The organism is Fulvivirga maritima (genome assembly GCF_021389955.1).
In the GTDB taxonomy this organism is placed as follows: Bacteria; Bacteroidota; Bacteroidia; order Cytophagales; family Cyclobacteriaceae; genus Fulvivirga; species Fulvivirga maritima.
The window spans coordinates 2358925-2372886 of the sequence record NZ_CP089980.1; the positions used below are offsets into that span (position 1 = coordinate 2358925).

Below are 13962 nucleotides of genomic sequence, written 5' to 3' on the forward strand. Positions count from 1 at the left end.
TATTTTAATTTAATGATAATGATTTACACAGTAAAATGTTGCTTAAACTGAAAGAGAAAATTTTAGATCTGAATATAAAAGCACAGCCAGATGATGTAACCTGTGGGCCTACATGTTTGCATGGTGTGTATCAGTTCTATAAAGATGTGGTGCCTCTTAAGGAGGTGATTAATGAGGTGAAGCAGCTGTCATCAGGAGGTACGCTGGCTGTGGTATTGGCTAATCATGCGCTAAAGAAGGGCTATAAGGCTATTATTTATACTTATAACCTCAGCACATTTGATCTTTCATGGTTTAAGAATAAGGTAGACCTAAAGGAAAAGCTCAGGGCTCAGCTCGCTGTGAAAGGTGGTGACCCCAGGCTCAAGGTGGCTACTGATGAGTATTTGCAATTTTTAGAAAATGGTGGTCAGATTCGATTTGAAGAATTAACGCCTACGCTAATAAAAACTTTCTTAACTAAAGGCAGACCTATACTAACAGGTCTTAGCGCTACCTATTTGTATGAAAGCCCCAGAGAAACCGGAGAAGTGGTGATCCGCTATGACGATGTAGTGGGTGAGCCAGCAGGCCATTTTGTGATTATAAATGGCTTTAATCAGGAGGAAAGAATGGCTTATATAGCTGATCCATTAGATCCTAACCCTATAAGTGAAAAACAATATTATAAAGTGAGCTTTCAAAAACTTATTAACTCTATTATGCTTGGTGTAATGACTTATGACGCCAATCTTTTAATTATTTACCCTAAATAAATCATGCCTAAACTAATTATTACAGAAAATCCGGAGAAGTGGAATTTGAATTTTGAAGGGGTGGATGTTATCTCTCCGTCAGAATATTTTAGTAAGCCAGAGTATCAGGAAACCAAGAGATTTAAAATCATTAACCTTTGTCGCTCTCATCAATATCAGAGTTTAGGATATTATGTGTCACTGTTGGCGGAAGCTCGTGGTCATAAAGTAATACCTGAAATTGGTACGCTGCAGGATTTTAGGTTTCCTTCTCTTATAAAAGATGATGCAGAAGAGTTTGACGTACTTATTCAGAATAGCCTTAAAAAGGTTACTGAAGAGAAGGCGGTTATCAATATTTTCTTCGGACAGGTAGAAAACCCAGCTTATGCTAACCTGGGAGTTATGCTGTTTAACCTTTTTCAGATACCTATTATTCAGGCTGTATTTGTGAAAAAGGAGAAAAATAAATGGCAGCTGCACAGCCTTAAGCCATTGCACTTAAAGGAATTGGCTGCAGGTGATATTAGCAAGTTGCAAGAGGCACTTTATTATTATGCTACGGGTAAAAAAGTAGTACGTAAAAAATATAGCCGTAAAAAATATGACCTGGCTATAATGATGAGCCCTGATGATCCTAACCCGCCATCTAATGCTAAAGCGCTACAAAAATTTATAGCTGCAGCAGATAAGTTGGGATTTAATGCAGAGGTGATCACTAAGAATGATTTTGGTAAGCTGGTACAGTTCGATGCGTTGTTTATCAGAGAAACTACCAACGTAAACCACTATACTTATCGTTTTGCTAAAAAGGCAGAATCAGAAGGCTTGGCAGTGATTGATGATTCTAACTCAATACTTAAATGTACTAATAAAGTGTATTTGCATGAGCTGCTGGTGGCTCACAAAATAGCAGTGCCTAAGTCACATATTATTAGAAAAGATGATCACCAGATTCCTCCTGATTTTAACTATCCGTTGGTGATAAAACAGCCAGACGGTTCTTTCTCTAAAGGAGTGAAAAAAGTGGCCGATGAAGCGCAGCTCAAAGAAACGCTCAAAACATTATTTCAAAAATCAGAGCTACTCATTATTCAAGAGTTTGTGCCTACAGCCTATGACTGGCGTGTGGGGGTAATTAATAATGCGGCTTTATATGTGTGTAAATACTATATGGCGCAAAACCATTGGCAGATAGTAGATTGGAAAAAGAACGGAGAACACCGCGAAGGTAAAAGCGAAACGCTGGCGGTAGAAGATGCGCCCAAGGCTTTAATAGATACAGCCTTGAAAGCTACTTCTTTAATAGGAAGTGGACTCTATGGGGTGGATATTAAAGAGATCAATGGCAAGTTTTATGTCATTGAGATTAATGATAATCCCAATATTGATGCAGGTGTAGAAGATAAAGTAATTAAGAATGGCTTATACATGAAGGTAATGGAGACTTTCGTGGAGCGCCTCCATAAACGATGAATAACAGATTACATTTGTTCCAAGCCTATGGTGTAGAGCTGGAATATATGATTGTAGACAAAGAATCATTAGCCGTAAAGCCGGTTACTGATTTGCTTTTCAAAAAAATCACAGGAGAATTTGTAGGTGATATTGAGAACGGAGTCATTACCTGGTGTAATGAATTGGTGCTGCATGTGGTGGAACTTAAATGTACTGAACCTGAGCATAATCTTTCCCGGCTATTAGTGGAGTTTCAGGAAAACGTAGCTCAAATTAATGCTCATTTAGCTGATTTGGGAGCTATGCTGCTACCTACAGCGGCTCACCCGCTAATGGATCCGGCAAAGAACACTTTTTTATGGCCTCATGATAATAATGATATTTACGCGGCTTATAATAAGATTTTCAACTGCCACGGCCACGGGTGGTCTAACCTGCAAAGTACACACCTCAACCTGCCTTTTTATGATGATGAGGAGTTTGCCAGGTTGCATGCGGCTATTAGGTTAGTGCTGCCCATTCTTCCGGCTTTGGCGGCCAGCTCGCCCATTCTTGGAGGTAAGGACACCGGCTTTTTAGATAAGCGGCTAGACTATTATCAGAAAAACCAAAAGGTAGTGCCTTCTATTACTGGTAAGGTAATCCCTGAAAGAGCTTTTTCTAAGCGACAATATCATAAGCTTATTTATGATAGAATAGCTCACGACATAGCACCGCATGATACTACTAATATTTTGCAGCCTGTTTGGTTAAATTCTCGCGGAGCCATCGCTCGTTTTGATAGAGGCTCTATAGAAATAAGGCTGTTAGATATTCAGGAATGTCCGCAAGCAGATATGGCTATTGTGGGATTGATAATAGTGCTGTTAAAGATGCTAGTGAATGAAGAACTGATATCAGCTCATGAGCAGCAGCAGTGGGAAGTGCAGCCGCTTAATGATATTTTTCAGGAAACAGTAAAGTATGCTGAAAATACCATTATTACCAATCAGGAGTATTTAAAAATATTTGGAATAGAGAGCCAGTCAGCATCGGGCAAAAAGGTATGGGATAAAATTATTGCTTTGGCAGCGAAATCTTATCCTGAAGAGATGGAGCCATTATTGCCCTCTTTAAAGGTGATTTCAGAGCAAGGAACATTGGCAACAAGAATACTACATTCATTGAGTGGTGAGTATTCTACTGAAAACATCAAATTGGTTTATAGAGAGCTTTCAGACTGTTTGAAGTACAATGAAATGTTCCAGGTATGGATAAAAGAACAATCATAATTACCTGCGAACATGCAGGCAACTATATTCCGAGAGACTATCGTTTTTTGTTTAGTCACCAGGAAGAAGTATTGGAAAGTCACCGGGGCTGGGATCCTGGTGCACTCCCTATTGCCAAGTATTTAGCCAGGCAGCTGGAGGCACCGCTATTTTACCAGAAAATATCCAGACTGTTATTAGAAACTAACCGATCACTGCATAACTCAGAGTTGTTTTCTATTTATGTGCAAATGTTAGGCAGTGGTGTAAAGCAATACCTTTTAGAGAAGTATTATCACCCCTATAGAAATATGGTGGAGGAGAAAATTCAAAGGGAAATAGATCAAGGAAATACCGTGCTGCATATTTCTATGCATACTTTTACGCCTGTGCTCAATGGAGTGGTGCGTGCGGTTGATGTAGGTATTCTTTTCGATGAACGCTGCAGCGCCGAACTAGCCTTTTCGAAGGAATGGAAAAGCAGGCTCGATGAGCAACTCAAAGATTTCACAGTAATGCTCAATGTGCCTTATAATGGAGCTGATGATGGATTTACTACGTATTTACGTACTCGTTTTCCTGAACAAAAATATCTGGGTATAGAAGTGGAGGTAAATCAGAAGTTTGTTGATAGTGCAGAAATGAAATTGATAAAAGAAGCCCTTGTGGCCGGTTTAAATGAAAATGTGGTATACTAATATTTAAAAATGAAACCACCCGTAACAGTGCAATCGGGTGGTTTCGGCTTTTATGAGAATTTAATTTTTAATCAACTTAACTGTTTTTATCTCATTGCCTGTAGAAATTTCTGAGAAGTAGATACCATTAGGTAAATCTTCGGTTGAAAACTCTATTCTGTGTTGTCCTGCTTTTAGGCTTTCTGAAAGAACCACCTGTACTTGTTTGCCCAATTGGTTATAAAGTATAATGGAAGTGAAAGTCTCATTAGGTAATGAAAGTTCTATGGTTCCATTATTTTTAACCGGGTTAGGATATACCTTTATTTCAGTATTGATTGCAGTTAAACCGGAAGCTTGTCTGGCTGAAGCGCTTGAGTTACATGGGCCAATTACTCTCCATGCATCTGTTGGATTCACTTCAGGATTTTCTCCCTGAGTCCACCATTTAGCTTCATATTCTACACCGTTATAAGATACTCGTGTGCCTCCTACATAAGCTGTAGAATTATCCCAGGCTGGTGCATTACATGTACCACCTTCATTGCCTCCGTCATCATCTCCACATGGGCCTATTTCTAGCCATACTCCTGAAGTATTAGAGGCAGGGTTCTCTCCTTGGGTCCACCATTTGGCTTCGTATTCTACACCATTATATGATACATGGTCACCACTAACATATACGTTAGTTGATCCCCAGGCAGGAACGTTACATTCTGTGCCGTCTGTAATGGAAATAGTTACCTCTCTACTAGTGCTTAAGCCTTCGTTATCAGTAGCAGTAACCGTTATGGCATAAGAACCAGTAGTGCTGCTGCTCCAGGTAGCAGAATATGTGCTTCCATTGGCACCGGCAGTTATGTTTTGTCCATTTACATTGAATACTACGCTGGTAATACTTCCATCGCTATCAGAAGCTGTAGCGGTAAGGTTAATAGTGGTGTTCACCATAAAGCTGGCGCCGTTAGCCGGACTAGTAAAGCTTACGGTAGGTGCATTAGGATTTTGTTCACAATCACCTAATGCAGCATCAATTGCAGTAAGAAGGGAAGTTTCATCTTGAGTGTCCTGAGAGATTTCCCAGATCATAATTCCTGATCCTCTTTCTAGGGCTAAGTTAGTCTTATCCTGAATGGTGTTGATTCCATTATAGTAAACTCCATTAAATTCATCGGCATAAGGATCAGCACCCTGAGAAATAAGCGCACTGTAAGTTTGCCAGCTGGGTCTGCCGTAAAAAGGAACTCCCAATACAGCTTTAGAAGCAGGCAAGCCTCTTCCTAACCAATAATCAAGAGAAGAAGAAGCATAACTATAAGGGGAGTGAGCTGCTCCGTTTCCTCCATCATAGGCCATTAGGTTTAAGAAGTCTACGTCATCAAAAACACCATCAAGAATACCGTCAGCATTCCAGCCAGAAGCTACTACTGCAGCGGTAAGAATTTTGCCTTCTGCATGGAGTGCTGCGCCTAATTCCTGCATTAAGGTTTCAAAATCTTGTGGTTCATTGCCCTCTCTTGGGAACTCCCAGTCCATGTCTACGCCATCAAGATTATATTGGCTTACAAAACTCAAAACATTATTAACGAAAGCATTTCTGGTGGAAGTATTAGAAGCCAAAGCGGTAAAGTTGGAGTCGTTTCCATCATTCCAGCCACCAATGGCTATTTGTACTTTTACACCTGCCGCATGGGCAAGGCTTACTATTTGCTGTAGTTTGCTGGCATTTTCTATAGATTGAAGGCTTCCATCAGCATTAGGCAATAAAAATGAGTAGTTAATGTGTGTTAGCTTATCATATTGAATAGCCTGTGCAGTACCTGCCCAGCTAGGCATGTAGCCTACTACTCTAAAGTCTGCATTAGGGCAGTTGCCTTCGCCTCCGCCGTCATCTTCAGATTCTACAGTTATTGATATTGATGATGATGAAGTAGCTCCTTCGTTATCTATTGCTCTTGCCGAAAGAGAATAACTTCCAACTTGTGCGCCCGACCAGCTATAACTATATGGACTTGTAGCATCTTCACCTAACTTCACATTGCCATTGTAAAATTCCACTCTTGCAACAGAACCGTCACTATCGGAGGCACTCGCTTGTAAAGTGATGGCTGATCCTTCAGTAAAAGTAGCGCCATTAGCCGGAGAGGTGAAAGATATACTTGGAGGGGTGTTGGTGTTGCCGCCATCACCGCCATCAGCAAATTCTTCATTGATCAAATTGATTAGAGGAGAGCTTACATTAGACCATCTTTTCAGCTTAGTGCCATAACTGGTTGAGCTTCCGCTAAACTCTAAGTCGCCAAATACTGTCCAGATGATGGTTCCTCCTAACTGATGATCATTAATGTAATTGGCTTTTATTTCAATAGACTCTTCATCATCATAGCTTAAGAAATATTTGCCATTAGTCATATAAGGCACCTTAGCCTGATCATCCCAATGTCTGGTCCAGCCAGAAGTGGTTTTTTGTTTAATGAAGAAATAATTTGGAGTGCCATCGTATACATCTAATGGCCAGTTAGTATAATCTGCGCAAGTAGAAATTGGTCCATCAGGCTGTACAGTAACGCTGGTTTTTTGCGTAGCAGCATTTAGGGCGGCATTGCCTTGAGTTACCACACCTCTGCCGTAGAACGGTATACCAAAGTTGATCATGTCAGAAGGTATTCCCAGTGCCATTAGAGCGTTGTAGGTAGACTGCCAGTTAAAGGTAGGCTCTTCTGCGTCATCATAAGGGTAGACAGGCGCATTATGACCGGCTTTGTTAGACCAACCGCCATTATAGTCATAGGTCATCATATTGAAATAATCCATCACATTGGTCATAACACTCCAGTTAAAACCTTGAAGTTTTACAGGATCTCCAGACATGGCAGCGGTGATTAATTTATCAGGGCCAATAGCATTACGAAGTTCTGTTACCAATGTGGCATAATTAGCAAAATCTGCTTCCGAGCCAGTAAAATTCATTCCGGAGTAAGGGCCTGGATACTCCCAGTCAAGGTCGATACCATCAAAGCCAGTAGCAATTAACTTTTGACAGTCGGCAATGAATCGTGCTCGTTTGGTGGGGTCTGCTGCCATCTCAGGGAAATGTTTACACATACTCCAGCCTCCTATGGAAGCCACTACTTTTACGCCGTTGTTGTGCGCCATTTCAAGGAGTCCGGCAGCTCCGTCTTCTTTATGTAAGGGTAGCGGCAGGCTGCCACTTAAACCCCAGTTAGTGTTGGTCCAGGTGGTGCCACCTACTTCTACTTGGAAGCCTTGAGCTTGAGCACGGGCTTGCACTTGCTCATTAACCCATTGAATAGGCTCAATTTCTCCAAAAAGAATGTGCATATCCCAGCTGCTGTAAACATCAGTATAAAATATATCACCTGGTTGCTGTACTGCACCTTCCTGATATATGTTTTTGTTTCTTAAATCACCACTGTGAAGCGAACCATCATTAGCTACGCCAAAAAAGGAATAGTTTAAGATGGTATACTTAGAGTAATCGATATTCATGTGAGTTAATGCTCCGGCAGAGGGTAGACCTGCTGCATTACTTTTCCAGGCGTCCCAGTTGGTGATGTAACCGATCACTTGCTTTTGGTGATCAGACGTAGTAGCGTTTCCTCCTGTATTTACTTGTGCTATAGCTAACCATGGGGTGATCATTAGCAGTGTGAGTAACAGGTTTTTGTAAAGCAGGCGAGGCTTTTTTAAGAATGTACTTAGGTAGAATGGTAGGTACATGGTTTTAGGTTGTTTGGTATAAAATGAATTAAAAATAGCATGATTTCTTTTTTGAAAACATCTGCGTGTGCGCGCACACCACGAGACGTGCTATTTGTTTCGAATTTAGCGATAGCATGAGTTTTTGGATACTAATTTAGTTGAACTGCATTTATAATCTTTGAAATGCATTAAATGAAGGTTGAATGATTTCGTGTGTTTGTGTATTTTGAATTTAATGCTGTATTATTTAGTGTTTTCATATCTGGATTATGGGTGTAGATTTGAAATTGTATAATTCCAATTTATGTGCAAACATTAGTTAAGAGCTCAGAGTTTTAAATAGCTTTGTATTAAAGAGTTAATCATATGAAAGTAGATCTACGAAGTGATACGGTAACCAAGCCTTCTCAGGCTATGTTAGATGCCATGTTTTCTGCCAGGGTTGGCGATGATGTGTACGGAGAAGATGAGGAGGTGAATCAGCTAGAGGCTATAGCTGCAGAAATGCTGGGTATGGAGGCTGCACTGTTTTGCCCGACTGGCACTATGACTAATCAAATAGGTTTAAAGGTGCTATCGCAGCCTTATGAGGAGGTTATTTGCTATGAGGCCGCCCATATATACAAATATGAGGGTGGAGGGCTGGCCGGTACTAGTGGACTTTCTACTAAGTTATTAAAGGGAGATAGAGGCCGACTTTCTTTGAAGGACATAGAAGATGCTATCAACCCTGATGATATTCATGCGCCTGCTACTTCTATAGTAGCTTTAGAAAATACAGTGAATAAGGGTGGAGGTAGTTATTATACGCTTCAGGAAATAGCGCCGATATCAGATTTATGCCTTAGTCATAATATTTCGAGACATTTAGATGGTGCCAGGTTGTTTAATGCATTAGTAGAAACAGGTGATGCTGCTAGTCATTATGGACAGTATTTTGATACTATCTCAATTTGTTTATCAAAAGGACTTGGGGCGCCAGTAGGCTCGTTGCTGTTAGGAAGTAAGCAGGTGGTTCATCAGGCACGAAGAGTGCGCAAATATATGGGAGGCGGAATGCGACAAGCAGGGTATTTAGCAGCTGCAGGTATTTATGCTTTACAGAATAATGTAAATCGCCTTAAAGAAGATCATGCCAGAGCTAAAAAGCTGGAAGAAATCCTTGAAAAAAGGACATACGTTAAGCAGGTACTCCCCGTAGATACTAATATCGTAATCTTTGAATTAGCTGATGGAGTAGATACAATGAAGGTGTTAAATGAACTGAAAGAGCACCAAATCCATGCTGTCCGCTTTGGTAATAATGAGATTAGGTTAGTTACTCATCTTGATTTTACCGATCAAATGCTGGAGTATACAGAAGAGGTGCTGCTGAAGCTAAAATTTTAAATAGCTCTTTTTTTGTGTACGAAATAATAAATAATAGCCGTTAAGAAATTAGCTATTACAGCCAAAATAGTCCATAAAACTTTTGAAGTTTCATCCATTGACTTATTTACAACCCATACGTCATAAATCACCCATATTGCACATATGAGTCCGATTAAATAAAGAATTCCGCCCATTGGTTCTAGAGGTTAGGTTCGAATTGTGATTAGTTTCTTAATAACAATAGTAATCAAATTTAGTTGAATGTAATTGGCACCTTTGAAATAATATTGAAATTTACTGTAAAACAAACGTAAAAAATAAAATCATGTTTGATCTTAATTTACCACTGGCAGAGCGAATGAGGCCTACTCAATTAGAAGATTTGATAGGACAGGAGCACTTGGTGGGACCGAATGGTATATTAAGGAAGACTATTAAATCAGGAGTTATTCCTTCCATGATACTTTGGGGCCCTCCGGGAGTAGGGAAAACTACTATAGCCAATATAATTGCCAACGAAATAAATTCTCCTTTTTACACGCTTAGTGCTATTAGCTCTGGTGTGAAGGATGTGAGAGAAGTAATAGATAAGGCCAAGAGACAATCAAAGGCGATTTTATTTATTGATGAGATTCACCGGTTTAATAAAGCCCAGCAAGATGCCCTTTTAGGAGCGGTAGAAAAAGGAACCATTACCCTAATTGGTGCTACTACAGAAAACCCTTCTTTTGAAGTCAATTCGGCTTTGCTGAGTAGGAGTCAGGTGTACACTCTAAAGTCATTAACAGAGCAGGATCAGTTAAATCTCATTGATCATGTGCTGCACAAAGATGAAAAGCTAAAGAAGAAAACCGTTAACCTGGATGAGCACGGAGCACTACTCAGCATAGCAGGAGGAGATGCCAGAAAGTTACTGAACCTGCTGGATCTGGTTTGCGAATCTATTCCTGGTGATGAGATCAGTATTACTGATCAGCAAGTAATGGATATAGCACAGCAAAGAGTGGCTATTTATGATAAAACGGGGGAACAGCATTATGATATTATTTCTGCCTTTATCAAATCCATAAGAGGAAGTGATCCTAATGCTGCAGTTTACTACCTGGCTCGTATGATTGAAGGAGGCGAAGACGTTAAGTACATTGCCCGTAGATTGCTAATCCTGGCATCAGAAGATATTGGTAATGCTAACCCTACAGCTTTGGTTATAGCTAACAATACTTTTCAGGCTATTACGGTAATAGGTTACCCTGAGGCTCAGATTGTACTTTCTCAATGTACCACCTATTTAGCTTGTTCTGCTAAAAGTAATGCCAGTTATAATGCCATTAATAGAGCAAGAGCTATAGTGAAACAAACAGGTGACCTGAAAGTGCCTATGGCTATTAGAAATGCTCCAACCAAATTAATGAAAGATTCCGGCTATGGTCAAGGCTATAAATATGCTCATGACTATCCTAATAGCTTTGCTCATATGGAGTTTTTGCCTGATGAAATTAAAAATTCTGTTTTTTATGATCCAGGAAAAAATGCCAGAGAAGAAGAAATGCGGAAGCGTTTACGCGCACTTTGGAAGGACAAATACGGGTACTAATGGAGAACCAAAATTCCGCAATCGATTGCCGTTAAATTTATTCATTTTATAATAATAATTAAAAAAGTTTTTTCATTCAAGTTTTAGGTAAAGTTTAAAATAATATTTTGACATATTGATAAATACAGAATAATATTCTTTATTGTTTTGATTAATCAAAATATTAAACCTTACCTAAACCTTAATTCAATGAAAAAAATTGTACTTGCGTTAAGTGTCATTATTTTATTTTGTGGTAAAATAATGGCACAAAGCACTATTACGGTTTCAGGAAAAGTTATTTCCGGAACTGATAATAAGCCAATCCCAGGTGTGAATATCGTAGTGCAAGGGACGTCTAACGGAACCCTTACGGCTATGGATGGCTCCTATTCTATTAAGGCTCCTTCTGATGCTACTCTTTCCTTTTCGTTTATCGGCTATGAAACTATGGATATTAAAGTTTCAGGAAAGAGTACTGTTGACGTACAATTGGAAGAAACTACCTCTCAGCTTTCAGAAGTGGTGGTGGTAGGCTCCAGGTCACAAGGGCGAACCAAACTGGAAACTCCGGCACCGGTAGATATAATCAAAATTGATGAGTTGAGCACTAATATGCCTCAGGTGGGGCTGGCGGATATGCTGGTAGCTACAGCTCCTTCATTTAATGCTGTCCGTTCTCAAGGCTCTGACCTTTCTTCGCATGTAGATCCGCCTACTTTGAGAGGGTTGGCTCCTAACCAGATGCTGGTGCTCATTAATGGTAAAAGAAGGCATACATCAGCTTTGTTAAATGCTTCTCAAACGGGTACTATGGCTAATGCTGTAGACATGAGCTTTATTCCCACCGCCTCCATTGAGCGAGTAGAAATATTAAGAGACGGAGCTGCGGCTCAGTACGGATCTGATGCCATTGCTGGTGTAATGAATATTGTATTGAAACAAGGAACAGGGCGTTTTTCTGGTAGCTTTACCGCTGGTGGGTACCCGAATATGGCGCCAGATTTCAGTGACACAGATCTCACTCCAGAAGAATTAGCGCTGTCAAGAGAAACAGATCCTGATGGGTTTAGCTACCAGTTTCAGGCCAATTATGGTTTTCAGTTTAAAAATGATGGTTACTTAAATCTAACAACATCCATCAGGCAAGATAAACGAAGTGTTAGGCCTACAGTACTTGCTTTAGATAGAGCCCCCCTTTATAATAGTAGCTATTTAAATAACGAAAGAACGGACATCAATGGAATGCCTATTATCACTAATCCAGAGCTGGTTCAAGCTTTGGCGGCAGGAGATATGGCTTTGGCAGATGAGCTCCGAACCGTAGATGGCTTAATGAATGCCCGTGGTATAGATCAGCTAGATGTAGCTACTTATGCAGGGCAGCCCGCTATTAATTTAGGTTCCATGTCCTATAATTTTGGTATGCCTATAGGAGAAAACGCAGACTTTTATTCTTATGGAGATATAGGCTTTAAATATACAGAAGGGTTCAGCTGCTTTTATAGAAGGGCGGCGCAGACAGATAGATTTAACTATGATTTGTATCCTAATGGATTCAGGCCGCAGATGTATTCTAATCAGGTCAACGTTTACTTCACAAATGGTGTAGATGGCAAAATCGGAGAATTCAACTTTGATGTAAGTAATACCTTTGGCAGTAATTCTATGAACATAGGTATGTTCAATACCTATAATGCCAGTATAGGGCCAGATTCACCAATTGATATGGATTTGGGTAAGCATTCGTTTTTCCAAAATACAACTAATATTGATGTAAGTAGGTACCTGAATGATGTACTGGAAGGCCTAAATATAGCCGGAGGAACAGAAATGCGTATTGAAAACTACCAGATAGAAAGAGGACAAGAAGAAAGCTGGACAGCAGGTAATTATGGTATAAAAACGGCATCATCAGATAATCAAGAGCTAGTAGGGCCTGATGGCTTTCCTTTGGAAAATTTGTTGGGCGAACCATTGGTAGATGCTAATGGTAATCCTGTCACTCTTCCATATGCTGGTTACAGTCAAACAATCGTGAAAGGGTATTCACTCAATTGCCAATGTTTTAGAGGCTTCGGGCCAGAAAATGAAGGTAATGAGTACAGAACGGTCATGGCGGCCTATCTGGATTTAGAACTGGATGTAACTAAAAAATGGATGGTTGGAACTGCTGCCAGAGCAGAAAATTATTCTGATTTTGGAAGTGTAGTGACTGGTAAGGTTGCTTCCAGGTACTCTATAACTGATGATTTTGCTGTGAGAGGATCTTTTAGCACTGGCTTTAGAGCTCCCTCACTACAGGAACTGAACTACTCTCATACTTATACCTTCTTCGTAGACTTAGTTCCTTATGATGGTACTGTTTATCCTAATACCAGTACTGCAGCAAGAACTCTCGGTATTAAAGCACTTACTGAAGAGCGGTCTACTAACTTTAGTGTGGGATTTGCCGCTAAGCTTTTTGACAAATTGGATATTACCGTAGATGCTTACAAAATAGATATTAAGGACAGAATATTTGAAACCAGCGAATTTGATAAGGATGATGCGCCGGTATTACAACCCGTAATTGGAGAGGGTTTAGGAAGCTTTAGGATTAACGGTGGAGATGTAAGCACACAGGGAATAGAAGTGGTGGCTAATTATAGCACCAATCTGGGGCGCGGAATATTAACCACTACTTTATCAGGTACTTTCAGGGAAAATAAATTTGAAGGCGCAGATGTGCCAGACCTTAATGTGGAGCTTACAGAACAAGAGTTAGTAGATAAATATGTTGACAGGGGAGATGTAGGGCAGTTTGAGACAGGAACCCCTAGAACTAATATTATAGGCTCTTTAACCTATGGTATTGGCAAATTCTCCTTTATGGTAAGAGGGCACTACTATGGAGAAGTTACAGATAGAGATAATCAAATGAGAACTTTGTACAATGAACAAATAGGATTTGCTGATCAAACGTTCTCTGCTCAAACTACGGTTGATCTTGGAGCTACTTATAAGATTATTCCACAGCTCATGCTTACAGTAGGCGGTAATAATATCTTTAATAACTACCCGGATATTATCAGATATGAGAAAAGAGATTTTTATATCTATTCAAACTATCAGCAAGGCTCAGCCGGTGCTTATTATTTCGGACGGTTAAGTTTCAATTTCTAAAATCACTTAAA

General features: G+C 40.0%; 9 protein-coding genes. 7 read left to right on the forward strand and 2 right to left on the reverse strand.

Translation table 11 applies throughout. The features are described 5' to 3' along the window. Positions 1-35 precede the first annotated feature (35 nt). Genes LVD15_RS09995 through LVD15_RS10010 form a run of 4 tightly spaced genes read left to right on the forward strand, consistent with a single transcriptional unit; the run spans position 36 to position 4140 of the window. On the forward strand, positions 36-755 hold the full coding sequence (locus tag LVD15_RS09995; protein WP_233780140.1) for a C39 family peptidase: 720 nt from the start codon (positions 36-38) through the stop codon (positions 753-755). 3 nt (positions 756-758) lie between these two features. Beyond that, positions 759-2210 (forward strand): RimK family ATP-grasp domain-containing protein, encoded by a 1452-nt coding sequence (locus tag LVD15_RS10000; protein WP_233780141.1) that lies wholly within the window; start codon positions 759-761, stop codon positions 2208-2210. Then, positions 2207-3463 (forward strand): carboxylate-amine ligase, encoded by a 1257-nt coding sequence (locus LVD15_RS10005; protein WP_233780142.1) that lies wholly within the window; start codon positions 2207-2209, stop codon positions 3461-3463. The genes LVD15_RS10000 and LVD15_RS10005 overlap by 4 nt, the downstream gene beginning before the upstream one ends. Then, positions 3442-4140, forward strand: coding sequence for an N-formylglutamate amidohydrolase (locus tag LVD15_RS10010; protein ID WP_233780143.1), 699 nt, complete (start codon positions 3442-3444; stop codon positions 4138-4140). The genes LVD15_RS10005 and LVD15_RS10010 overlap by 22 nt, the downstream gene beginning before the upstream one ends. 60 nt (positions 4141-4200) lie before the next feature. Here LVD15_RS10010 and LVD15_RS10015 read toward each other — a convergent pair whose 3' ends face one another. Continuing rightward, positions 4201-7860, reverse strand: a complete 3660-nt coding sequence (locus tag LVD15_RS10015) for a glycosyl hydrolase family 18 protein (protein ID WP_233780144.1) — start codon at positions 7858-7860, stop codon at positions 4201-4203. A gap of 348 nt (positions 7861-8208) precedes the next feature. Between LVD15_RS10015 and LVD15_RS10020 the strand changes: the two genes are divergently transcribed. After that, positions 8209-9231, forward strand: a complete 1023-nt coding sequence (locus LVD15_RS10020) for a threonine aldolase family protein (RefSeq protein WP_233780145.1) — start codon at positions 8209-8211, stop codon at positions 9229-9231. Here LVD15_RS10020 and LVD15_RS27265 read toward each other — a convergent pair. Continuing rightward, positions 9228-9407, reverse strand: coding sequence for a PLDc N-terminal domain-containing protein (locus LVD15_RS27265; protein ID WP_370687406.1), 180 nt, complete (start codon positions 9405-9407; stop codon positions 9228-9230). The two genes, LVD15_RS10020 and LVD15_RS27265, sit on opposite strands and share 4 nt — an antisense overlap. 131 nt (positions 9408-9538) lie before the next feature. Between LVD15_RS27265 and LVD15_RS10025 the strand changes: the two genes are divergently transcribed. Both LVD15_RS10025 and LVD15_RS10030 read left to right on the forward strand, forming a co-directional pair. After that, complete coding sequence (locus LVD15_RS10025) at positions 9539-10807, forward strand: replication-associated recombination protein A (RefSeq protein ID WP_233780146.1); 1269 nt, start codon at positions 9539-9541, stop codon at positions 10805-10807. A 189-nt stretch (positions 10808-10996) separates the two neighbouring features. Further along, a complete protein-coding gene (locus tag LVD15_RS10030; protein WP_233780147.1) occupies positions 10997-13951 on the forward strand; it encodes a TonB-dependent receptor in 2955 nt (984 codons plus the stop codon). Positions 13952-13962 lie beyond the last annotated feature (11 nt).

Bases quoted from the DNA above. Each gene is read 5' to 3' on its own strand.
- LVD15_RS09995 (WP_233780140.1), top strand. From the start codon at position 36: ATGTTGCTTAAACTGAAAGAGAAAATTTTAGATCTGAATATAAAAGCA.
- LVD15_RS10000 (WP_233780141.1), top strand. From the start codon at position 759: ATGCCTAAACTAATTATTACAGAAAATCCGGAGAAGTGGAATTTGAAT.
- LVD15_RS10005 (WP_233780142.1), top strand. From the start codon at position 2,207: ATGAATAACAGATTACATTTGTTCCAAGCCTATGGTGTAGAGCTGGAA.
- LVD15_RS10010 (WP_233780143.1), top strand. From the start codon at position 3,442: ATGGATAAAAGAACAATCATAATTACCTGCGAACATGCAGGCAACTAT.
- LVD15_RS10015 (WP_233780144.1), bottom strand. From the start codon at position 7,860: ATGTACCTACCATTCTACCTAAGTACATTCTTAAAAAAGCCTCGCCTG.
- LVD15_RS10020 (WP_233780145.1), top strand. From the start codon at position 8,209: ATGAAAGTAGATCTACGAAGTGATACGGTAACCAAGCCTTCTCAGGCT.
- LVD15_RS27265 (WP_370687406.1), bottom strand. From the start codon at position 9,407: ATGGGCGGAATTCTTTATTTAATCGGACTCATATGTGCAATATGGGTG.
- LVD15_RS10025 (WP_233780146.1), top strand. From the start codon at position 9,539: ATGTTTGATCTTAATTTACCACTGGCAGAGCGAATGAGGCCTACTCAA.
- LVD15_RS10030 (WP_233780147.1), top strand. From the start codon at position 10,997: ATGAAAAAAATTGTACTTGCGTTAAGTGTCATTATTTTATTTTGTGGT.